Below are 23,160 nucleotides of genomic sequence, written 5' to 3' on the forward strand. Positions count from 1 at the left end.
CGACGCCGCCATGACCCGCGCTATCCATGCCCGCCAAAGCCGCGCGGCGACCCGCACGGACTATCTGGAATTCGCCGGGCGATCGCACTGGACGCTGCTGGAAGGCGGTTGGGAAGAGGTGGCCGATGCCGCGCTCGATTGGGCCGAGCGGATCTGAAGACGATTTCGCGGCCTGGGGGTCTGGACCTAGGGTCTGACTCTAGCGAGACAAGCGATAGGTCAAGGACAGGAACCCGGTGGGAAGCGTCTTATGGGCAACCAGGGGGCTCGTCGCCGTCCTTCCCAGCAGCGTTGTCGCGCCGACCGAACCACTCAGGCTGAAGCGCCCATCCAGGCGATAGATGGCGGTCAACAGCACGGATGCATCCTTGAAGCCGGCCTTGCCTTGCCACGGCGCCAGTCCCGAGGCCTGCGCCTCCTCGTCGGTAACGCCGAAATAGCGGTCGCTATGGCGGCGATCGGCGAAGCTGGTGGCGATCGAGGGGGTCAGGATCAGTTTTCGGCTTGCGATGATCGGATAGGAAAGGCTGGCATCCGCCACGAAACCCCTGGTGCTGCCGACAAATCCTTGCGTGGCGCCCACGGTTGCGATCAGACCTCCGGAAGAAACGCTGGCGAACGCGCGCGCGCCGGCGCCGGAGGAAAGTCTGCCGATACCGTCCGGCACATCGCGCCGCCGATAGCCCGGCATGAAGGTGATGCTCGAACCAAGCGTAAGTTTCGGCCGGGCGACGAAGTTGACGCCGATCCCGTTGCGGAAGTTGGCAAAAATCGGGCCCTGCGCAATGTCGATCGCCGGCAGTGGCAAGACCCGGTAGCTGTCCGCGCCCTGATAGACGGGCGTAGCGGCGGAGCCGATCCCAAGAATGATGCGATCGTTGCTCGGCTTTTCGAACGACTGTCGCGAACCGCTGAGGTCCTGGGCAGCGGCCGGGCCGCTTAAGGCGCATGCAGCCACCATTACGGCAGCGCCTGCAACGGCAAGATGGTTTCTCTGCAACACGCTGTCCTCTTATCGAAACGTTCCGGCTAAAGCGCATTATTCGCTTCCGAGCCGCTCAACGTGTGCTCTAATCGGATTATCGGGCAAAAATAGTGACATTGTATGTCTGATCAGGAATTCAGCGAGACACAGGACAGCGCGTTTCGGGACGTTGGTGGAAGGGATGCGCAGTTACAGAGCGCCGATCGCTTCCAGGCTCCCCGCCTCCAAGCTCGCCCATCCTCGCTCCACGGCGCGAAGGAACCGGGGATCATCACCCAGATCGCCGAACACGTCTCTCAAGGCGAGAACCGATCTCCAATCTTCGGCACGCTCCAACAGCAATGTCGCGAGCGGATCCGTAATCGCGCGCCCTTCGCGCGCCGCAGCCGTTAAAAAGCGCAGCCAAGCGGCGATCGGCAGTGCCAGCCGCTCGATGGGCCGACCGGCGGCCAGCGCGTCGCGCACCGTATCCAGCAGCCGATAAGGCAGCTTCTGCGATCCGTCCCACGCGATCTGCGCCAAAAGATGGCGGATCGAGGGGTTGGCAAAGCGGGCGAGAATGTCCGAGATGTAGCGCTCCTGATCCAGTCCCGGCGCGGCTGCTACCGAAGGCGCGATATCCTCGCGCATCAGTCGTTCCACGAAGACCGCCAGATCACGGTCGGCCATGGCATCGGCCACGGTCTCCAATCCTCGACCAAGGCCGATATAGGCCAGCGATGAATGGGCGCCGTTCAGCAGACGCAGTTTAGCCGTCTCAAACGGCCGCACTTCGTTTGCGAAAGTCACGCCCGCCAGTTCGAGCGCAGGACGTTCACCGGCAAAGCGATCCTCTATCACCCACTGCGTAAAGCGCTCTCGCTGGATCGGCCAGGCGTCTTCAAGCCCGGTCGCAGCCGAGACACGGGCTCGCAGGGCGTCGTCCGTGGCCGGCGTTATCGAATCCACCATCGCATTGGGGAACGCCACATTGTCCGCGATCCAGCGCGCCGTCTCGGCATCGATCGCCTGGGCCAGCGCGATCGTGGCGGCCTCCAGCTTGCGACCGTTATCCGTGAGATTGTCGCAAGACAGCACGGTCAGCCCATTCAGCCCGGCCAGGCGCCGCGCCCGCAGCCCGCGAACCAGCCAGCCGGTGAACGTGCTGGGCACCCAGTCGTGCGCTTGCGCGGCCTCGATCTCTCGACCTATCGCCGGATGGGAAAAATCGAGCGTACCGTCGGCAGCAAGGCAATAGCCTTTCTCCGTCACCGTGGAACTGACGATGCGCGTGTCTTTATGAACCAGCGCCGCCAGAATCGCTTGAGGTTCGTCACGGGTGAGCACCGCGCCGACTGCCCCGATTACGCGGTATTCCGTATCGGTGTCGATGAGAGCGAGCGTGTAGAGCCCGTCCTGCGGATTGAGCGCATCGGCAACCCCGCGCGAGTTGAGGCTGACGCCCGTCAGCCCCCATCGCGGATCATGCTCCAGCAACCTATCGAACGCGGCAGCCTGGTGGGCGCGATGGAAGGCGCCCGGCCCGAAATGAACCACGCCGCGGCGCACCGCCGCCCGGTCGTACCCCGGCCTGGAGACCGAACGCGGCAACCGGCCGAGGCTGTCGTTCGCGAGGCGCATCATACCGGTTCCACCTCGCGAGCGGCAGGCGCTTCCAGGCCGTAAGCCTTGCGAACCAGGCCCACGGTCAATTCCTGTGCCAGCTCGGCCGCTTCCCAGTCCGCGAGGCGATGCTCTGCGACAAGGCGGGCGAGGAAGCCGCAATCGATACGCCGGGCAACGTCATGCCGGGCCGGGATCGAAAGGAATGCGCGGGTATCGTCATTGAAGCCCACGGTGTTGTAGAAACCCGCAGTTTCCGTGGTCATCTCACGGAAGCGGCGCATGCCCTCGGGGCTGTCATGGAACCACCACGCAGGCCCGAGCCGCAGGCACGGATAGTGCCCGGCCAGCGGCGCCAGCTCGCGCGCATAGGTCGTCTCATCGAGCGTGAAGAGGATGACGGTGAGATCGGGCTCGTTCCCGAACAGGTCGAGCATCGGCCGCAATGCCTCGACATATTCGGTGCCGCGCGGAATGTCGGCGCCCTTGTCGCGACCGTGTGTGGCGAACAGCCGCGCGTTGTGGTTGCGCGAGGCGCCGGGGTGAATCTGCATGGTCATCCCGTCTTCCAGGCTCATCCGCGCCATCTCGGTCAACATCTGCGCCCGGAACAGTTCGGCTTCCTCCGCATCGGACTTGCCGCCCATGACTTTGGCAAAGAGAGCCTCGCACGCTGCGGTCGAGAGATTCGCCGTTCTCGCCGTCAGGAAGCCATGATCCGTCGCCGTGGCGCCCATCGCACGGAAGTCGGCGCGGCGTTTGCGATGCGCGGCGAGGTAGCCTGTCCAGCTGTCCACGTTCTCACCGGAGAGATCGGCGAAACGCGCAAGGTCGCGAGCGAAGGAATCGTGCTCGGGATCGATCACCGAGTCCGGCCTATAGGTGGTGACCACGCTGCCCTTCCAGCCCGAATCGCGTATCGCCCGGTGGTGCCTGAGATCGTCCCCCGCGCCTTCGGTGGTAGCCAGCAGCTCTATGTTGAAACGCTCGAACAACGCGCGCGGGCGGAACGCCGGTGACGCCAGAGCCTCGGCGATGGCGTCGTAGTAATGATCGGCCGTTCCCGCATCCAACGTCACGTCGATCCCGAAGACTTCGGCAAAGACGTGGTTCAGCCACATGCTGGACGGGGTGCCTCGGAAAAGATGCCAATGAGCCGCGAACACCCGCCAGGCCTCGCGCGGATCGGTATCCGGCAGCACACCGCCCTTGCGCGGCACGCGCAGGGCATCGAGATCGATGCCCTGCGAATAGAGCATGCGGAACAGATAGTGGTCCGGCGCCAGCAGCAGCTCCGTGGCGTTGGTCCAGGGTGCATCGGTTGCGAACCATTCGGGATCGGTGTGTCCGTGGGGACTGACGATCGGCAGGTGCGCGACATGCCCATAGAGATCGCGCGCGATGGCGCGCGTGGCCGGGTCTGCGGGAAAAAGACGATCTGGGTGAAGCGTGAGCCTGGGCATCCGGAAACTCCTTGGTCCGTCGTCGAATACCGACTTGTGCCAGCGCTGGCAATGGCGTATCGAGGCAGCATGGTAGAAACGCTTGCCCATCCCGTCACGGCTGTCCGCATTGCGCCTGAGGACGATGTCGCCGTTGCCCTCCAGCCTCTGGAAGCGGGTGCGGAAATCCAGGTAGAGCTTGAGAGTATAACCCTGCGGGACGCGATTCCGGCTGGGCACAAGTTCGCCGTCAGATCGATAAAGGCCGGAGCGCCAGTGCGTCGCTATCGCGCGCCGATCGGTCTCGCGCGGCAGGACATCGCGCCGGGCGAACACGTTCACACCCATAACGTTCGGACTGCTCTGGCAGGAGAGAGCGCTTATGCTTTTGCCGGTCGAGGCGCAGGCACGCCGGCACCGAAGGCATCGGGCCTGCACAGTTTTCGCGGCTATGTCCGCGCGGACGGCAGTGTCGGCACGCGGAACGAATTGTGGATCCTGCCGACGGTAGGCTGCGTCGGACGCCTGGGGGAAAGGCTGGCGGTGCGCGGGAACGCCGCGATCCCGGCAGGTTCCGAGGGCCTCGACGGGGTACACGCCTTCAATCACCCCTTCGGCTGCTCGCAACTTGGCGCGGATCTGGAAGGCACGGCGGCGATACTCGCCTCCCTGGCGCTCAATCCCAATGCCGGAGGCGTGCTGCTGCTGGGGCTTGGCTGCGAATCGAACCAGCTCGACGCCTTGCTCGAACGCATTCCCCAAGCCCGGCGCAGTCGCCTGCGCATCTTGCGCGCGCAGGCGGAAAGCGACGAGTTTTCGGCCGGTATGGCACTGATCGACGAGCTGCTAGCCGAAATGGCGGGCGATCGCCGCGAGGAGGTTCCGCTTTCCGCATTGCGTCTGGGCGTAAAATGCGGCGGGTCGGACGCCATGAGCGGCCTTACCGCCAACCCCCTGATCGGGCTGATGGCCGATGCCGTCACCCAGGCGGGCGGCGCCGCGATCCTTACGGAAATACCGGAAGTCTTCGGTGCCGAGAACCTCCTGCTGGAGCGCGCGACCAGTCAGGACGTGTTCGATCGCCTGTCCGGCCTCGTGAATGGCTTCAAACGCTATTTCCTCGATCATGGCGAGCCGGTTTCGGAAAACCCCAGCCCCGGCAACATCGCGGGCGGCATCACCACGCTGGAGGAAAAATCGCTGGGCGCGGTGCAGAAAGGCGGCCTTGCCCCGGTGTGCGACGTGATCGGCTATGGCGAACGGATCGCGCCCGACAAAGCGCACGGCGGCCTCACCGTGCTCGAAGGCCCCGGCAACGACGCGGTTTCCACCACTGCCCTTGCCGCAGCGGGAGCGACCATAACCCTGTTCTCCACCGGCCGCGGCACCCCACTGGGCAGCCCGGTGCCGACCATGAAGATCGCCTCGAACCACAGCCTTGCCGAACGCAAGCCCGGCTGGATCGATTTCGACGCCGCCATCGTGCTCGAACAGGGCATGGAAGCGGCCGCCGATGCCTTGCTGGAGCGCATCATCGCCATCGCCAGCGGGGAGCCGGCGCGTAACGAAAGCAACGACGAACGGGCGATCGGCATCTGGAAGCGCGGCGTAACGCTCTGACCTGTTCCTGCCCGTTCGGTTGCAGCGTTGGGCCAGCGGCAAAGGCAGCACCCGGTGAGGGAAGGAAGCGCTTCCCTACCGCGTTTCAGGTTTGCCATTCACAGCGGGATGCGTACCAAAACCTAGTCCCGCCTTTAGGCATTGAGAGGGGCTTTCGGATCATTTTCAGGACTTGAGTTTGGTTGTCGCGTGTTGGGCCCGATGAAGCCGGGGCTACGCGCGAGTCCAGTTCCGAGAGTTCCCAATGACGCCTGCGCCACCGAGGGAGAATCTGTTTACCCGCAATGCCACGGCGATCGCCATTGTCGTGATCACCGCCGCCTTTCTGCTTGCGGCCCTCATGTTCACGAAGCAGGCCGCCGACCTGACCGGCGCGCGCGGCTGGGTGGACCATACCTATACCGTCCGGCGCCACATTTCCCTCCTCGGCAATCTCTATGAACGCGCGGCGGCGGCTCCGTCGGGCTATTTGGTGACGGGCAATCCGGACTTTCTCCAGACCTATCGCGACGCCTTGCAGGACCGGAAAAATGCCTCTCCGGAGGACGCCATCACGCCGATACAGCGTTCCATCGGCCAGGAACTGGCGCTGCTGCGAAGGCTGACGGCGGACAATCCCGCTCAATCGGCCAATCTCGACGAACTGGAAACGAGAAGCCAGGCCCTGCTCGATCACCTTCGAACCACCATCGCGATGCGCCGGGATGTCGTCGAGGCAACGGAACTGGCCCTCAATCGCGGCAAGACCATGATCGAACGGGTCCGCGAACAACTGGCCATCATGTCGGCCGAGGAGGAGCACCTGCTCCGGCAGCGTCAGCAGGTCGATGCCGCCAATGTCGCGCACAACATGCGCCTCACGGCGATCATCACCCTGCTTTCCTACTTCGGGATCGTGCTGGCCGTATGGCTCTACCAGCGCAGCCGCGCCAGATCGGTCGTCCAGCAATTGCTTTACACGCAGGAACTCGAAAGGCGCGAGGAAGAGCTCAAGACCCAGCAGGAGGAACTCAAGGCCACCAACGAAGAGATGGAGGCCTCGAACGAGGAGCTCGAGGAAAAGACCAGCGCGCTGGAGGAACAGAACGAACGAATCCGCGCCCAGGCCCGCGATCTTGAAGAGGCCAAGCGCCTGATCGAGGAAAAGGCACGCGAGGTGGCGCAGTCATCGAAATACAAGTCCGAATTCCTCGCCAACATGAGCCACGAACTGCGCACGCCGCTCAATTCGCTGCTCATCCTATCGCGTGGACTGGCTGCCAACGAAACCGGCAACCTGACCGCGGAGCAGGTGGAGGAGGCGCGCGTCATACACAACGGCGGCCTGGAATTGCTGAACCTGATCAACGACATCCTCGACCTCTCCAAGGTGGAAGCGGGCAAGATCCATATTCTTGCGGAGGAAACACCGATGGACGCGATCGTCGGCCAGTTGCGCCAGAGCTTCGAGCCCGTGGCACGGGACAAGGGCGTGGCCTTCTACATCGTATGCGATCCCGCGCTGCCGGCCCGCATCAACACCGACAGCCAACGCGTCGATCAGATCTTGAAAAACCTGCTGTCCAATGCCTTCAAGTTCACCGCGCAGGGATCTGTCACCCTCACACTGCGGCCTGCCGGCGATGGCGATGGGCTGCAACGCGCCGATCTCGTTCCCGGAAAGGCCGTCGCACTCAGTGTGACGGATACCGGGATCGGCATCAGCGAAACCAAGCTGAAGGATATTTTCGAGGCGTTCCAACAAGAGGATGGCTCCATCGATCGCCATTACGGCGGCACAGGACTGGGGCTGACCATCGCCCGCAAGTTCGCTCAGGTTCTCGGCGGGGAAATCCATGTAGAGAGCGTCAAGGAACAAGGCTCCACCTTCACGCTGTTCCTGCCGATCGGGGACATCGCGGCCCCTGCTGCCATGAGCGAACGCAGCCTGCCGATCGCGCCCTTTCTCGATGACGACCGCCACCACCTGAGCCCCGGCGAACGCGTCGTCCTGGTCATCGAGGACGATCCCGGCTTCGCCGCCACCCTGATGAAGATCGCCCGCAAGCGCGGCTACAAAGTGCTGGCGGCAGGCGATGGCAGAAGCGGCCTGCTCCTCGCCGCGCAGCATCCCGTCACCGCGATCCTGCTCGACCTGAGCTTGCCCGACATCGGCGGACTGAACGTGCTCGACCAGTTGAAGCACAGCCCCGATACGCGCCACATCCCGGTGCATGTCGTTTCCGGAGCGGACGCCGCGCTGACGCGAGCGCCCTTGCGCAAGGGCGCGGCGGGCATCCTTACCAAGCCCGTCACGGAAGCGGATATCGACACCGTGTTCAATCGCATCGAAAGCCTGCTGCGGGCGGAAATCAAATGCGTGCTTCTGATCGAGGACGATCGCCTGACCCAGGCCGCCATTCGCGCCCTTCTCAACCAGAAGAACATCGATCTGGTCGTGGCCGAAACCGGCTCGGACGCTTTCGAACGGATGGAGCTGCAATCGTTCGACTGCATCATCCTGGATCTCAGCCTTCCCGACATCACCGGGTTCGACTGGCTGAAAAAAGCGGAAGCGCTGCTTGGTGAGGACGGTTGCCCGCCGGTCATCGTCCATACCGCCCGCGACCTTTCCGAAGAAGAGAACCGCAGTCTTGGCCAGTATACGGAAAGCATCGTCATCAAGGGCGCCTCGTCTTCGGAGCGCCTGCTGGATGAAGTGACCCTGTTCCTGCACAGCATCGAAGCGAATGCCCTGGGGGAAGCGCAGGTCAAGGCCGTCAGATATCACGATCCTGACAGAACGCTCCAGAACCGCACCGTACTGCTGGTGGACGACGACATGCGCAATACCTTCGCCTTGTCGAAAGTCCTGAAGAAGCAGGGCCTGAACCTCGTCATCGCCGACAATGGGCAAATGGCGCTGGAAAAGCTCGGAGAGATCGGCGGGATCGATTTGGTGATCATGGACGTGATGATGCCGGTGATGGACGGCTATCAGGCCATGCGGGAAATCCGTGGCAACGCGGACTGGGCCGACCTGCCGATCATCGCCCTCACCGCCCGCGCCATGCCGGAAGACGTAGAGCGCTGCATGAAAGCAGGCGCCAACGACTATATGACCAAACCCGTCGATATCGACAGACTGCTGACGCTCCTGCGGGTTTGGCTGTTCCGTCAGGAGCAGGCGGCGTGAGGCTGGGTCTGGCGCCGGCCGTTCCTGCCGACATACCCTCGCCCGATCGCGATTGCCCCGATCGCGATTACCCCGATCTCGATTACATTGCCGACAGACCGACGCCTGCCTCTCCCTCGGCGCAGCGAGAAGATCTGGAAACGATAGAGATATCCCTGCTGCTCGAAGCGATCCGCCGCCGCTGGGGTTACGATTTCAGCCACTATTCCCAGGCTTCGGTCCGTCGTCGCCTCGATCAGGCCCGACGCGCGGCCGGGCTGGCCCATTTCGGCGAGGCAATCACCCGCGTCCTTCGCGACGAGGCCTTCTTCGACCGGCTGCTTCGCACCATGTCGGTCACGGTAACCGAGATGTTCCGCGATCCGCCATGCTATCGCGCGATGCGGGAACGGCTGGTCCCCGTCTTCAAGACCTTCCCCTTCGTGAAGATCTGGTGCGCCGGCTGCGCTACCGGGGAGGAAGTCTATTCGCTGGCCATCCTGCTTCACGAGGAAGGCTATCTGCAACGCGCCCGCCTTTACGGCACCGATTTCAACAGGGCCTCCCTCGATACCGCCGAGAAGGGCATTTACCCCAAGCGGCTCATGGCCACTTATGCCGACACTTACCGTCAGGCCGGGGGACGGGCCGACCTGGCGGACTATTACAGCGCCAGCTACGACTTCGTTCGCATGAAAGGTTTCCTGCGCGATCGGATCACATTTTCCTATCACAACCTGGTGACCGACGGCGTCTTCGGTGAAATGAATCTCATAACCTGTCGCAACGTGCTGATCTATTTCGACAAGACGCTACAGGAGCGGGTCTTGCATCTGTTCGCCCAATCCTTGCGTCACGGCGGTTTCCTGTGCCTCGGCGCCAGGGAAAGTCTCAAGTTCTCGGCAATTGGGCACCATTTCGAAGCGTTGGACGGACAGCGGTACATCTATCGCAAGAACGCCCATGACGGCGGGGGAATCCGGTCATGACCATTGTAGCTCTCCCGACAGTGCCCCAGCAGATCGAAACCGCTGCGATCGCACAAGTGCGTCCCAAGATTCTGCTGGTCGATGACCGCTGGGAGAACCTGCTGGCGACGGAAAAGGTGCTAAGGCCCCTCAAGGCGGACATCTTCAAGGCAGCATCCGGCAACGAAGCCTTGTCGCTGGTGCTGCGCCACCAGTTCGCGATCGTCCTGCTCGATGTGCAGATGCCCGAAATGGACGGGTTCGAAACTGCCACGCTGATGCAGGAGCACGAAAGCATGAGCGGCGTGCCGATCATCTTCGTGACGGCCCTGTCCAAGGAGGAAAAGTACGCCTCCAGAGCGGCCGAGATCGGCGCGGTCGATTATATCTTCAAGCCGATCAATCCCGATATCCTGAAGAGCAAGGTCAAGGTCTACCTGGACCTTTACGTCCAGCGCGAACAGATCATGCGCCTCAACGCCACGCTGTCCCAGTCGAACGAGGAACTGGAGCGGTTTGCCTACATCTGCTCGCATGACATGCAGGAACCCGTTCGCATGATGAACGCCTTTGCCGGGCTGCTGGCCGAAAATGCGGAAGAAGCGATCGACGAAGACGGTCGCCGCTACCTTTCCTTCATTCTCGACAATGCCCGGCGCATGCAGAAGATGATCAACGACATCCTCACCTTTTCGCGGGTCGGACGCGAGGAAATCCTTCTGGAACCGGTCGATTGCGAGGCGATATTGCGAGAGACACTCGCGGAATTCGAGGGTGTCATCCAGGCCAGCGGCGCCGAGGTGACCTACACCCCCCTGCCCAGCGTGGAAACCAGTTCGACCCTGGTCCGGGTGCTGTTCCAAAACCTGATCGGCAATGCGCTCAAGTTCCAGAACGGTAGCCAGCCACCGATAATCGCCGTCACGGCAGAGAAGCAGGGCCGATACTGGCGCTTTTCAGTCAAGGACAATGGTATCGGCATAGAGAACGGCTTCCGTGGACGGATCTTCACCATCTTCCAGCGGTTGCACCGCAAGGAAGACTATCCCGGCACCGGCATCGGGCTGTCCACCTGCCGCAAGTTCATCCGGCTCTGCGGCGGCGAAATCGACTTCACCTCGGCGCCGGGCCAGGGCAGCACCTTTCATTTCACCCTCCCGTCCGGCGAAGCCGCGCGCCCAACCAGAAGCGGACAGCACGTAGGTGCACGATGACGGATCGCGGGGCGGCAAACCTGCTCAGAGAGCGTCGAAGGAGGTGGCCATGACCAAGCCGTTCAACATCCTGCTCGTGGAAGACAACGAAGGCGACGTGGAAATGACGCTGCGCGCCCTGAAGAAAGCGGAGCAGCCTTGCGCGCTGACGGTCGCGAACGACGGCATCCATGCTCTCGACATCCTCCGCCCCGATCCCGGAAATGCCTCCCCGCCGCCGCAACTCATCCTTCTGGATATCAACATGCCGCGCATGGACGGAAAGGAACTGCTGGTTGCCGTCAAATCCGATCCGCGCCTGCGCCACATTCCGGTCGTGATGTTCACCTCATCGGAATCCCCGACCGACATCCGCGAATGCTATGAACGGCATGCAAGCTGCTATGTGGTAAAGCCCTTCAAGGGCGGCGAATACGCCCAGGCGCTGCACGACGTCGTCAACTTCTGGAGCACGACCAGCCGCCTCCCGAACTAGGGCGGATTTACCTCAATGCAGCTTGAGCCTTGGTCGGACGATCCGGTTCATGTGGCTGATCACGATCATGACCGATCCCTTGATCCAGCCATGGATCGCCAGAAGGTGCATGCGGTAGAGCGAAAGGTAGATGAAGCGCGCCAGGCGACCCTCCACCGCCATGCGTCCGCCCACCAGACTGCCCATCAATGATCCCACGGTCGAGAATCGACTTAGCGAAACCAGCGATCCGTGGTCCTTGTAAACGAAATCCACCAGCGGCTTGCCCGCCATGATGCGCTTGAGATTGGCAAAGGCGGCATCGGCCATCTGGTGCGCCGCCTGCGCGCGCGGAGGCACTGGGCGTTCGCTGCCGGGCAGCTTGCAGAACGCGCAGTCGCCAATGGCGAAGACACGATCGTCGGTCTCGCTCTGGAGTGTCGGGCGCACCACGACCTGGCCCGACCGGGCAAGTTCCAGCCCATCCAGCCCGCCCGGGATCGGCTTGGCCTTCACGCCCGCCGCCCATACCTGCAAGTCCGCGTCGATCCTTTCGCCGGATCGCATGACCATGCCATCCGCCGTCGATTCCACGACCGGCGTATCCACCAGGACGCGCACGCCCAAGGCCTCCAACTCGCTGCGCGCGGCAGCGGCCAACCGCTCCGGCAGAGCGGGAAGGATGCGCGGCCCGGCCTCGATCAGCGTAACCTCGAGACGGCTGCGGTCGAAGACTTCGAGGCCGTAGTAACCCAGCGCATCGGCAGCATTGAACAGTTCGGCCGCCAGTTCGACCCCGGTGGCGCCGGCCCCGACGATCGCGATCCTTACCCGCGCCTCGCAGTCCGGGTTCTTCGCCATCGTCCGCGAGACGCGCAGGCACTGGTCGAGCAGTTTGTCGCGAAACCGGTCGGCCTGGTCGCGGCTGTCGAGGAAGGTGCAATTTTCCGACACCCCCGGCGTGCCGAAATCGTTGGTGACGGAACCGAAGGCCAGCACGAGATAATCGTATCGGATTTCGTGCGCGGCAATGACCTCGCGGCCCTTCTCGTCATTGATGGGCGCCAGTCGAACGTGCCGACTGGTGCGATCGATGCCGGCCAGCGAACCATAGAAGTAGCGGTAGCCGAAACGGTGACAATGGCTGCGATAGCCCACTTCGTCCAGATTGGCGTCGAGCGAGCCGGTCGCGACCTCGTGCAGCAGCGGCTTCCAGATGTGGGTTCGCTTGCAGTCGACCAGAATGATGTCGTGGTGCTTGCGTCCGTAGTGAGCACCCAGCTTCGCGGCCAGTTCCAGGCCCGCCGCACCGCCCCCGACGATCACGATCTGGGTCTTCGTTTTTCTCACATTTCCCGGCAAAGCATCGAAACCGTCAGACATCCAGGGATCCTTGCTCAAGCGGATTCCACCAATCCGCCGCGGGCGCCTTAGCAGCTTCCCTTGGTTTGCGCATGTGATCCCGGCGCCATTATACGACCTGTATACAGTTTACTCCCGAAATGAATGCTTGCTTCGAAAATCGTATCGCCGCGATCTCCCTGGCCGTCACATGGGCGATCATGGCTGGCCACCGTAGCCAGTGCGTCAGATCGCGCCTTCCTTGAGAAGTTTTACGGCATGGTCCGCGGCGCGGGCGGAAAGCGCCATGTAAGTCAGCGACGGGTTCTGGCAGCCGGACGACGACATGGCGGCCCCATCGGTGCAGAACAGGTTCGGCACTTCATGCGCCTGATTGAACCCATTGAGAACCGAAGTCCTGGGATCCTTGCCCATCCGTGCCGTGCCCATTTCATGGATGCCCAGCCCCGGCACGCCGGGATCGGTAGACTGCGATATCACCATTCCGCCCGAGGCCTGGATCATGTCCTTGCCGTCCGCCAGGATCTGCTTGGCCATGGCCTTTTCGTTCGGGCCTTGCTCGCATTCGATATGCGGGATCGCCATGCCCCACTTGTCCTTGCGGGACGTGTTGAGCGTCACCCGATTATCGGGATTGGGCAACATTTCGCCAAAGCCGGAAATGAAGGCGAGCCAAGGCCCGATCTTGCGCGCGGCCGCTTTCAGCTCCGCACCGATCACGCCGGGTTGCATGCCGGCGCTGCGCCCGCCCATCCGCGATATCCCACCCTGGAAACCATAGCCGCGAACATAGCCCTCCGCCTCTTCGGTGACGTTGCGGTACCGGGGGATATATATGCCGGTGGGACGCCTTCCCTTGTAATAACTGTCCTTGGGGCCCGGAAAGAGCCCGATCGTCGACAGCGCATAGAGATGATCCATGAGATTGCGACCGACCTGGTCCGAACCGTTGGCAAGCCCGCGCGGATTGGCTTCGTTCGCGGAATTCAGCAGGATCATGGCCGAACCGATGGTCGAGGCATTGAGGAACACCAGCTTCGCCTCGTAAGTCTTGCCTGCCTTGGTGTTGCGATCGATCACCCGCACACCGGTTGCCTTGCCGGTCTTGGGATCCTGAACGATCGAATGGACGATCGCATCGGTGACAAGGGTAAGGTTGCCGGTCCGCTCGGCGGCCGGAAGCGAGGACGTGAGGGTGGAATGCATCGCGCCGAGGCTGCATCCCCGATCGCAGATGGAGCGGTTCTGGCACGTATTCCGGCCCAGTTCCTCATGCCAGGGCTGCGCCACCGACAAGTTGGCATTGCGCCCGATAATGACCTTGCGCCCTTCGAACTTCGCCTCGACCGCAGTCTTGAACTGCTTTTCGGCGTCGTTCATTTCCCAGCCGGGAAGAAACTCTCCATCCGGAAGCTGCGGGAGGCCTTCCTTGGTGCCCGCAACCCCGATAAACTTCTCGACATGATCGTACCATGGCTTGAGATCGTCGTAACGGATCGGCCAGTCGCAACCGTACCCGTCCTTGGCATTGGCACCGAAGTCGATGTCCGACATGCGATAGGATTGCCGCCCCCACATGATCGATCGCCCGCCCACGTGATAGCCGCGTATCCAGCTGAACGGCTTGCCCTCGGGCGTGGAATAGGGATGGTCGCTGTCCTTGACCCAGAACTTCTTCGTGGCTTCGCTGAAGGCGTAGCACTGGCTCTGGATCTGGTAGTCGCTCTGAACTTCGTCCTCAGGCACCATGTTGTTATTGGGAAACTCCCACGGCATCACACTGTCCGTGTAGTCCGTGCCCGGATCGACGTTGTTCCCTCTTTCCAGCATGAGAACCTTGAGCCCGCGTTCGCAGAGTTCCTTGGCGGCGATACCGCCGCTCATGCCCGAGCCGATGACGATCGCATCAAACATTTCTCGATCTCCGTTCAGAACAGGCCAGGACTGCCGAAAGGGCGACTATCCGGCGTTATTTCAAGCGAGGGCACCCACGGTCCCGGCACATGTTCGTAGACAAGCTCCTGCGTCAGCCCGACTTCCGAGCTGTAGTAGAGCGCGACGACCAGTTCCTTCAGCCTCGCATAGGCGGGATCGACCACCGCAGGCTCGGCCATCAAGGCCGCCAGTCCCGATGCCTTCTGCTTGCCCGGCACCGGTTTGAGCGCGGCGACATCGTAGCCTTTGAGGAAGGTATTGCGGCTATCCGGTGAAAGCGCCGCGAACGGCTTGCCTGCGGCCTGCATGGCGCCGCTTTCGATATTGCCAAGGGCACCGACCAGCGCCTCCCGGCGGTCTTTCGACGCCCAGTCCCGCAGCAGGCCGTCCAGCAGAGCGGGAACGCCCGCGCCCACGGCGCCCGGGGTATCCGTTGCGGGTATGAATGTATCGCAGACCGCCTCCAGCAAGGCATAGCTCGCCGGCGGCAGAAGACGCTTGCTTTCGCCAGCCGCGCCAAGCGCCTCGGCCGGCAGGAAGCCGGCGCCGACCAGAAGCGCGATCCGGCCGATGAGAGATCGGCGATCCATGGCAAATTCGTCCGTCATCGTGTGCTCTCCCAAGTCGTCTGGATAAGGTCGAAACCTTCGGAATAAACTTCCTCGGGGCTTTCGAAGAAATCGCGCCACACGCGCGTTGCCGCCGCCAGCTCGGGCAGGCCGCGTCCGAAGGCTTCGATCGTCAGCCAGCCATCGTATCCCAGCGTCCTGAGCAAGGAGACCGTTTCGCGCAGCGGCAAATGGCCCCTGCCCGGCGTACCGCGATCGTTCTCGGAAATATGGACATGCGCCAGCCGCCCCGCCCGGTGCACCGCTTCGAGCGCGGACAAGGGATCCTGTTCCTCGATATTGGCATGGAATGTATCGTAGAGAAGGCCGATCCCGCTTCCGCCGATACGCTCGGCGAAGGCAAGCGACTGTTCGCAGGTATTGAGAAGATGGGCTTCGAAGCGGTTCAGCGGCTCCAGCGCGGTGTCGATCCCCGCCGCCGCAAGCTGCGGCAGAACCCTGCGGAACACGGCCGCGCAACGATCCAGTTCGGCTTCGCTGGGCGGTTCTCCCGAAAACACGCCGAGCGGCTGGAACCATGGTCCTGCCAGAAGCTCCGCCCCTAGTTCGGCGGCGCAGTTGGTCACGGAAAGGAGGTGATCCACTGCCGCCTGCCTCACCGAAGGGTCGGGGGAAAGCGGGCTTTCGGCTGGTCCGGGAATGATCGCAACGGCTGTGCGCTGCAAACCCAATCCATCGAGCACGCCGCCAAGCCAGCGGTAATGCGCGGTGTCGCTGGTGTCGAAGATCGGCACTTCAACCCCGTCGAAGCCCTTGCGCTTCAGTGCTTCCAGGACGGGAATGTGCTCCGCGCGAACATGCCCAGCCCAGAGCAGCAGATTCATTCCGATTTTCATGCCACGGCCTTCCCGCGCTGGTGTGTGACCGTGCGGCGCCGATCGATCATGGCCGAGGGCCCGGCTGCGCGATGTCGCATTCGCTGCCGGTTTGGCGGGCAGTCCACGAAAGCGCATTCGTCAGCAGGCGGACATGCTCGGGCTGGCGGAAGGCTTCGGCCTGGTGGCCCAGCGCGGAATAGAGCGCACGGCCCCTGCCCACGCAATGCCACCAGATCACCGGATGGTCCGCCCCCATGCGCAGATCCTTGCCGAACATCCCCTCAGGATTGTACGTGCGCTCGTCGACCGTCATCAGGACATGATAGCCCTTGAGCCGGGGGGACGCCGCAAAGGAGTACCACTCCTCGTTGTGCTTCCAGTGCGCGGGCAGGCCTGTCAGAACGGGGCTTTCGCGATTTTCCAGGCGGACGGTCGCGGTCTGGAACTGGGGAGACATCGTGTGCATGGTGAACGCGGCCCCGATCAGGTTCCTGGCGTACCACGGCCAATCCTCGTGAGAATTGTCGCCTGCCGCGTGAAGTCCTATGAAGCCTCCTCCCGCATCGACGAAGTTCTCGAACGCTGATCGCCGGTCGCCGGTGAACACGTCGCCGCTGACATTGTTGAAGACGACGGTATCGAAGCGGGAAAGGATATCCTTCCGGAAAGCCGCGCCGTTTTCGGTCTGAAAATAGCCCCACCCTTTTTCGCGGGCGATCTGCCGGAACAGTGCGTTTGCGGCAGGAATGGCCTCCTCATGACGGAACGCATTCGTCTTCGAAAACACCAGGACAGCGGGCCGCGGCAGCGAAGCCGGCAGTTCCGGCGGCTGCGTTTCGTATATCTTCACGCCGCCCAGGAAAACGCGCTGAATGGTGTCGCGGTATCGAAAGGCCTGTACGGCCAGGATGACCAAAAGAAGGACGATAACGATCAGAAAAATCCGGAGTATCTTGCGCGCCATCATTTCTAGCCCTTTGCGCGGAAGCGAGCCGTGCCCGTCACCTGTCGAACGGTGGATCGAGAAGCACGGGAACGCTGTTGATGCTCGTCATTTCGACGCCGCGAGGAACCCCTGAAAGGTCAGGGGTCGCGCCGACTTTCACCGCCCCAGGCCATCGCCCGGTCGAGGAAATCGCTGCTCGAAGATAGCGGAATCGCGTCCGCAGATACTGCGAATTTCGTCATGGTATCTCCCATCGGCACTCTGTCGGTACCCGTGGCATCAATCGGCATTCCTGCCGGACTGAAGAGTTCAGTTAAGACAGACCGGAAGGACCCGGTCAATCCCGCCCAATGTCATTGCGAAGGGCGTTACTTTAATTAAACCACTGAATTTAATTATTAGTTTCGGACAGTATTATTGAGCCGACGAGCCCAAGGCCGACATCGCCCCAGCGAATGACGAGCGCGCCTCCCCTCTCACACGGTCGCCATGTCATAGACCACAACTTTGGCCCAAAGGTGTTCGCAAGACTTGACGAACTCTTGGTGGATCGGGTGATCCTGGTAGGTCTTCTGGTCTTTCACGCTATCGAAAAACATCAGTTCCGAAACATCGTAACTTGCATCCACGACATCACGGTTTTCGGTACTGGCGGGAACACCGATCTCCAGCCTTCGGATAACCGGAATATCCCGCAAGGTCCGCAGGCCCGCGATAAGTTGCTCGCTATCCGCTTGCGATCCGGGGCGCTTCAGCCAGAAGAATACGTGATGCACCAGCGCGGGCGCGGCGGGCGACGTGCCCGCATCTGCCGGCGAAGGCGTGGATGAAAGGGCGATCCCGGCACTTCCCAAAGCGATCATCGCCGCCAATTCCCTTCTGCTGGTTTCCATGATGCGATTCTCCGTAGTTGACCGTTTGCACACCTGCGAGAAGGTTATCTCGCGGCGGGACAGGCGATGGAATTGCGCGTGATGATCGCGTGATCGAAAACTTCGTCGCTGATTTCGGGCTCCGATCTGGCCAGCGCCGTTATCAGGCATTGCGCCGCGCGAAACGCCATCTCCTCGACGGGTTGCCGCACGACCGTCAGCGGCGGCCAGATGCGTGACGCAAGAATGGTGTCGTCGAAGCCGGTGACGGTCAGGTCCAGGGGCAGTTGCAGCCCGGCATGATGCGCCTGTGCCACGACTCCTGCGGCCAGGTCGTCGCTGCTGCACAGGATCGCCGTCGGCCGGTTCGGTTGGCGAAGCAGCGCCTGCGCCGCCAGCTTGCCCGCCTCGTAATCGAACTCGCCATGCCTTACGACCAGCTCCGCATCCTCGGAAATTCCCGCCTCGCGCAGTGCGGCCCTGAAGCCGTCGAGCCGGGCAGCGACCACGCTGTAACGATCGGGCCCCGCGACATAGGCGATGCGCCGGTGACCACTGGCGATGACCTGCTGCGTGATCGAGAGCATCGCGGCCCGATTGTCGATCCGAACGGTCGTGACATCGGGCATTGCAGTGCCGGTGGCGATCGCCGCCAGCGGCACACCCAACTCCGTTATCCTGCGCGATCCACTGAGCTGCTCGGCGAAAGGCGGGATGACCAACAAGGCATCGGCACCCGAGCGCACAAGATCTCCCGCCATGCGTTCAGCCTCGTCGCGGCTGACGCCCTCGCCCTCGCGCAGGATCAGTTGCAGCCCGTGGGCATTGGTCGCGCGCAAGGCTCCCACGAGTACGGCATCGAGGAAGGGGGTCCGCCGGTCGCTATAGAGCAGCCCGACCGTGGTCGCCCGCGCCTTCGACAGCTGCCGGGCGGCCAGATTGGGCACATAGCCCAGCTCCGCGATCGCCGCGCGAACAGTCGCCACCGTAGCCGCGCTGGCACGCCCGGCGCCGTTGATCACGTTCGACACGGTCATCGCGGATACGCCCGCGCGCTGCGCCACGGCTCGGATCGTCACCCCCGCTTCGCTTCGCCTCGCCATCAGATTCTTGTCTCCATATTCTCCGATAGCGTGTTTTCAGCCCCTTCGCAGCGCTGAAATCCGGGGCCAAAAACCGGGCTGGCCGGCGTCCTCGTCAGATGGTTCCAGCCTTGAGCCCTTTCACGGCGTGATCGACGGCGCGTGCAGTCAGCGCCATGAAGGTCAGCGAAGGATTGACGCAGGAAATCGATGCCATCTGAGCACCGTCGGTGACGAAGAGGTTGGAGGCGTCATGGGCCTGGCTCCATTTGTTGAGCACGGACGCGCGGGGATCGTGCCCCATCCGCGCGCCGCCCATCTCGTGGATGGCGTCGCCCGGCACGTGCTCCTTCACCTTGCTCTCGACGTTCTTGAGCCCGGCCGCGCGGAGCATCTTTTCGCCCTGCTCGCGGGCATCCGCCATCATGCGCAGTTCGTTGTCACGGAAGGTGACATCGAACCGCATCAGCGGAAGGCCGAAACGGTCCGCCTTGTCCGGGTTCAGGGAAACGCGATTATCCTCGTACGGGAGGCATTCGCCGAAAGCGCCCATCTGGAATTTCCAGCCGCCGTAACGACGCATGCCCTCCTTCATCGATGCGCCGAAGCCGACTGGTTTCGAAGGCTCGCGATAGGCGCCGCCCTGGTAGCCGTAGCCGCGCCGGAACCCCAGGTCTTCGTCCTTGCCCAGGTTGCGGAAGCGGGGAACGTAGATGGCGCCGGGACGACGGCCATATTCGATGAATTCCTCCATGCCGGGAATGTCGCCCTTCACGCCGACGCGGAAGATATGGTCCATCACATAGCGGCCCAGCGTGCCGCTGGTATCGAAGTGGCTTCGCTCGCTGCCCTCGGCGCGCGAGTTCATGAGGATCTGCACCGAGCCCAGCGTGGAGGCATTCAGGAAGACGACCCTGGCGCGCACGACTTCCGCCTGCCCGGTCCTGGCGTCGATGAAGCGGACGCCGGTCACCTTCTTCGTGGCCGGATCGTATTCGAGGTTGGTGACCACGGCGTCGCTGCGCAGCTCCAGGCGTCCCGTCGCGCGTGCGGCCGGCAAAGTGACCGCCTGCGTCGAGAAATAGGCCCCGAAAGAGCATCCATTCCCGCACTGGTTGCGCACCTGGCACTTGGAGCGGTTCTGCTCCGGCTTGTCCTCGGTCAGGTTGGACAGTCGGGCATTGATCATCTTGCGGCCGGGGAACGCGGTTTCCAGCCTCCCCTTCATCCATTCCTCGGCGACGTTCATCGGCATCGGCGGCTGGAATTCGCTGTCCGGCAGATAATCGAGGTTTTCGCGCGATCCCGATACGCCGATATACTTCTCGACATAGCTGTACCAGGGCACCAGATCGTCATAGCCGATCGGCCACTCGCCACCGATGCCCTCGCGCTTGTTCGCCTCGAAATCGGCGGCGCTCCAGCGGAAGCTCCAGCGGCCCCAGATCAGCGACTTGCCGCCGACCGCCGCCGGACGAATCCAGTAGAACTTGCTGCCTCCCTCGTAATCGTAGGGATTCAGGCGGTCGTTGTTGTAGAAGGCCTGGTTGCTGGGCGCGACATAGCCGTGCTGGGCGATGAAGTAGTCGCTTTCCTTCAGCCCGTCCGGCATGATGTTGCGAGCGGGCACTTCATAAGCAGGCTTGCCGTCATAGGTGTAGCCTTCGCCATGCTCGACCATGTGGCCGCGATCGAGCATCAGTACGCGCAATCCCTTTTCGGTCAGTTCCTTGGCGGCCCAGCCTCCGCTGATGCCCGAGCCGATGACGATCGCATCGAATCTGTCCGCAGTAGCCATCGTGATCCTCTCCCCGATCTATGGTCAGAAGCGCGCTCAGAACCCGAGGGTGCTGAGCGTTTCGAAGCTCTTGGTGATGTCGGGCAAGTAGGGTGCGGGAGACTGGTCGTTCTCGACGTAGAAATGCCGCACTCCGGCCAGACCGTTGAGCTTGAAGATGGAGGCGAAGTCGATCGTGCCGGCGCCCACGGACGTCATGCTGCGGTCGGCTTTCATGTCCTTGACATGATAGGCGTAGATGCGCCCGGCCAGGCTGCGGATCAGGGCCTGGGGATCCTGCCCGGCATGGATCGCCCAGTAGAGATCGAGTTCGATTTTCACGAGCGCGGGATTGCAGGCCTTGACCAGACGGTCGAACAGGCTGATGCCGTCCGGCTTAACCGTGAACTCGAAGTCGTGGTTATGGTAGGCGAATCCCAGTCCTACTGCCTTCAACTGCTCTCCGAAGCGGTTGATATTGACGAGCGCGGCATCCCATGCCGCCGCGTTGCGATACTTGTCCACCATATAGGGCAACACGACCGTCTCCGCGCCCAGGGTCTTGGCCATGGCCACACTGGCGTCGAACTTGTCCAGCAGCGCGTCGTAGCCGACATGGATGGATGGCGCTTTCAGGCCCAACCGGTCCATCGTCTTGCGCAGCAGGGCATGATCCATGGTATCGTAGCCGCCGCCGCCGAATTCGACTTCCCGGTAGCCGACTTTCGCAACCTTTTCGAGCGTCGCTACCGGATCGGCCGAAAACAGTTCACGCACCGTGTAGAGTTGCAGGCCGATGCTGCGGATCTGCGCGGCACGGGCGATACCGGCCAGGAAAGGCTGCGACGCCAGCGCGGCGACGCCGCCGGCGCCCAACATCAGGGAACGACGATTTACGATCATGCCGAATAGACCTTGTTGACCTGGGAATAGGGAAAGGCGCCGTTGTATTCGCCTGGGACGGGCAGGTATTCGCGTTCCTGCGTAATGCCGATCTCGGACGTGTAATAACCGACCACGACCATCTGCCGGAACGCCTTGAAGAACTCCTCTCCATCGGGAAGTTCGTCGTTCATCGCCAGGGTCAGCAGGGCGTCCTGCTGCTCGGGCTTGGCCTTTACGGCCGGAAGTCGATAGTCCTGCCGGCTGCGCGCATCGATTTCCGCCAGACCGGACAGGATCGGCTCGCGATCTTCGGCCACGGACCAGTCGGCAAGCAGCTTCTCGATATACATCGGCACGCCCGCCGCGATCGCGCCGGGCGTGTCGGTAGTCGGGATGATCCTCTCGCACAGCACCGTCATTAGCGCGCGCTGGTCCGGCGTGAAGACCTGAAGGCTGGGAACGCCCTGGTCGATCACCGGGATAGCGGCTGCGGGTGCGAGCCCCGCGGCGCGGGCGAGCGGGGCGAATAGCTGGGCGCCGAACAGGGCGACCATGCCCGCAAGTGCGTTTCTGCGATCCATTATCGTGCTCCCCCCTTGAGATCCTGAGCGATAGCCTCTTCCGGTAACGGGCGAACCCAGATGTTGCGGAAGGACACCGGCGAATCGTGGTCCTGCAACTGGATCGGCGCCTTGTCGCCATGCGCCTGATACTGGGCGACCTTGCGCCAGGCAGTGGTGCCCAGCATGGCCTGATGGTTCTGCACGAGCACACCGTTCAGCAGCACGGTAACATAGGCCGGACGGACTAACCCGCCCTTCGCATCGAAGCGCGGCCGCTCGAAAACGATGTCGTAGCTCTGCCATTCCCCCGGCGGGCGCGAGGGATTAACGAGCGGCGGCTTCCAGGCATAAACCGCGCCCACCGTGCCATCGGCGTACGTCGGGTTCCGGTAGCTGTCGAGGATCTGGACCTCGTAGCGCTGCATGAACCAGATCCCGCTGTTCCCCCGATCCTGGGAACTCTTCTCCGGCGGGTTGGGGGAGCGGAATTCCAGATGAAGTTGAACGTCGCCGAATGCCTGCCTCGAAATCAGGTTGTTCTCGCCGCCGCTTTGGGCACGGGACGGCACGGTCATAACGCCGTTCTCGACCGTCCACGGGCCGCGTTCGCCGCGCCATGCGTCGAGCGAAGTGCCGGAGAACAGCACCACGGCATCGGATGGCGCGCCACCGGAAGCAGGCGCCGGCGTGACTACCGCCGGCGCGGGGCGGTCCGGGTCATGCACATGCCATTGGCCGCCCGGCAGCATCGGCGTGTCCTTGAAGCCCGGCTTGTCCTGCGCTTCCAGCAGCGTGCAGCCGACGATACCGCTCGCCAGCGCCATGCTGATAGGGATGTACTTCATCCTCTGC

General features: G+C 62.8%; 19 protein-coding genes. 5 read left to right on the plus strand and 14 right to left on the minus strand.

The features are described 5' to 3' along the window. Positions 1 to 199: 199 nt before the first annotated feature. The 3 genes from RT424_RS08545 to uxaC form a co-directional block, all read right to left on the minus strand. Positions 200 to 961, minus strand: a complete 762-nt coding sequence (locus tag RT424_RS08545) for a MipA/OmpV family protein (RefSeq protein WP_313436340.1) — start codon at positions 959 to 961, stop codon at positions 200 to 202. 213 nt (positions 962 to 1,174) lie between these two features. Then, a complete protein-coding gene (locus RT424_RS08550) occupies positions 1,175 to 2,608 on the minus strand; it encodes a mannitol dehydrogenase family protein (protein WP_313436343.1) in 1,434 nt (477 codons plus the stop codon). Then, positions 2,605 to 4,050, minus strand: coding sequence for a glucuronate isomerase (gene uxaC / locus RT424_RS08555; protein WP_313436346.1), 1,446 nt, complete (start codon positions 4,048 to 4,050; stop codon positions 2,605 to 2,607). Before uxaC ends, RT424_RS08550 begins: the two co-directional genes overlap by 4 nt. Positions 4,051 to 4,119: 69 nt before the next feature. On the opposite strand from uxaC, the gene RT424_RS08560 reads away from it, so the two are divergent. From RT424_RS08560 to RT424_RS08580, 5 genes are all read left to right on the plus strand, one after another. Further along, positions 4,120 to 5,649, plus strand: coding sequence for an altronate dehydratase family protein (locus tag RT424_RS08560; RefSeq protein WP_313436349.1), 1,530 nt, complete (start codon positions 4,120 to 4,122; stop codon positions 5,647 to 5,649). A gap of 244 nt (positions 5,650 to 5,893) precedes the next feature. Further along, on the plus strand, positions 5,894 to 8,824 hold the full coding sequence (locus RT424_RS08565; RefSeq protein ID WP_313436351.1) for a response regulator: 2,931 nt from the start codon (positions 5,894 to 5,896) through the stop codon (positions 8,822 to 8,824). After that, on the plus strand, positions 8,821 to 9,792 hold the full coding sequence (locus RT424_RS08570) for a protein-glutamate O-methyltransferase CheR (protein ID WP_313436354.1): 972 nt from the start codon (positions 8,821 to 8,823) through the stop codon (positions 9,790 to 9,792). The genes RT424_RS08565 and RT424_RS08570 overlap by 4 nt, the downstream gene beginning before the upstream one ends. Then, positions 9,789 to 10,985 carry a sensor histidine kinase gene (locus RT424_RS08575; RefSeq protein ID WP_313436356.1) on the plus strand — a complete coding sequence of 399 codons (1,197 nt, stop codon included), beginning with the start codon at positions 9,789 to 9,791 and terminating at the stop codon, positions 10,983 to 10,985. The genes RT424_RS08570 and RT424_RS08575 overlap by 4 nt, the downstream gene beginning before the upstream one ends. A gap of 49 nt (positions 10,986 to 11,034) precedes the next feature. Next, complete coding sequence (locus RT424_RS08580) at positions 11,035 to 11,460, plus strand: response regulator (RefSeq protein ID WP_313436359.1); 426 nt, start codon at positions 11,035 to 11,037, stop codon at positions 11,458 to 11,460. A 12-nt stretch (positions 11,461 to 11,472) separates the two neighbouring features. Here the strand turns inward: RT424_RS08580 and RT424_RS08585 are convergent, their stop codons facing one another. The 11 genes from RT424_RS08585 to RT424_RS08635 all read right to left on the minus strand — a co-directional run bounded on the left by RT424_RS08585 (position 11,473) and on the right by RT424_RS08635 (position 23,153). Beyond that, positions 11,473 to 12,822 carry an NAD(P)/FAD-dependent oxidoreductase gene (locus RT424_RS08585; RefSeq protein ID WP_313436362.1) on the minus strand — a complete coding sequence of 450 codons (1,350 nt, stop codon included), beginning with the start codon at positions 12,820 to 12,822 and terminating at the stop codon, positions 11,473 to 11,475. 204 nt (positions 12,823 to 13,026) lie between these two features. After that, positions 13,027 to 14,715, minus strand: coding sequence for a GMC family oxidoreductase (locus tag RT424_RS08590; protein WP_313436365.1), 1,689 nt, complete (start codon positions 14,713 to 14,715; stop codon positions 13,027 to 13,029). Between the two features lie 14 nt (positions 14,716 to 14,729). Further along, positions 14,730 to 15,344 carry a gluconate 2-dehydrogenase subunit 3 family protein gene (locus RT424_RS08595; protein WP_313436368.1) on the minus strand — a complete coding sequence of 205 codons (615 nt, stop codon included), beginning with the start codon at positions 15,342 to 15,344 and terminating at the stop codon, positions 14,730 to 14,732. Beyond that, the gene (locus tag RT424_RS08600; protein ID WP_313436371.1) at positions 15,341 to 16,201 is read right to left on the minus strand and encodes a sugar phosphate isomerase/epimerase; all 861 of its coding nucleotides are present in this window, start codon (positions 16,199 to 16,201) and stop codon (positions 15,341 to 15,343) included. The genes RT424_RS08595 and RT424_RS08600 overlap by 4 nt, the downstream gene beginning before the upstream one ends. 46 nt (positions 16,202 to 16,247) lie before the next feature. After that, complete coding sequence (locus RT424_RS08605) at positions 16,248 to 17,147, minus strand: ThuA domain-containing protein (protein WP_313436373.1); 900 nt, start codon at positions 17,145 to 17,147, stop codon at positions 16,248 to 16,250. A 458-nt stretch (positions 17,148 to 17,605) separates the two neighbouring features. Continuing rightward, entirely contained in the window at positions 17,606 to 18,022 is a 417-nt protein-coding gene (locus RT424_RS08610) for a Dabb family protein (RefSeq protein ID WP_313436375.1), read from the minus strand. Positions 18,023 to 18,066: 44 nt separating this feature from the next. After that, complete coding sequence (locus tag RT424_RS08615; protein ID WP_313436377.1) at positions 18,067 to 19,104, minus strand: LacI family DNA-binding transcriptional regulator; 1,038 nt, start codon at positions 19,102 to 19,104, stop codon at positions 18,067 to 18,069. 94 nt (positions 19,105 to 19,198) lie between these two features. Beyond that, positions 19,199 to 20,881: a GMC family oxidoreductase gene (locus RT424_RS08620; RefSeq protein WP_313436380.1), complete on the minus strand. Its 1,683-nt coding sequence runs from the start codon at positions 20,879 to 20,881 to the stop codon at positions 19,199 to 19,201. Between the two features lie 36 nt (positions 20,882 to 20,917). Beyond that, positions 20,918 to 21,763, minus strand: coding sequence for a sugar phosphate isomerase/epimerase (locus RT424_RS08625; protein WP_313436383.1), 846 nt, complete (start codon positions 21,761 to 21,763; stop codon positions 20,918 to 20,920). Further along, positions 21,760 to 22,329: a gluconate 2-dehydrogenase subunit 3 family protein gene (locus RT424_RS08630; protein WP_313436463.1), complete on the minus strand. Its 570-nt coding sequence runs from the start codon at positions 22,327 to 22,329 to the stop codon at positions 21,760 to 21,762. The genes RT424_RS08625 and RT424_RS08630 overlap by 4 nt, the downstream gene beginning before the upstream one ends. Further along, on the minus strand, positions 22,326 to 23,153 hold the full coding sequence (locus RT424_RS08635; protein WP_409521459.1) for a DUF1080 domain-containing protein: 828 nt from the start codon (positions 23,151 to 23,153) through the stop codon (positions 22,326 to 22,328). The genes RT424_RS08630 and RT424_RS08635 overlap by 4 nt, the downstream gene beginning before the upstream one ends. Positions 23,154 to 23,160 lie beyond the last annotated feature (7 nt).

The sequence above is a fragment of the Novosphingobium sp. genome, from assembly GCF_032093395.1.
Taxonomy (GTDB): Bacteria; Pseudomonadota; Alphaproteobacteria; order Sphingomonadales; family Sphingomonadaceae; genus Novosphingobium.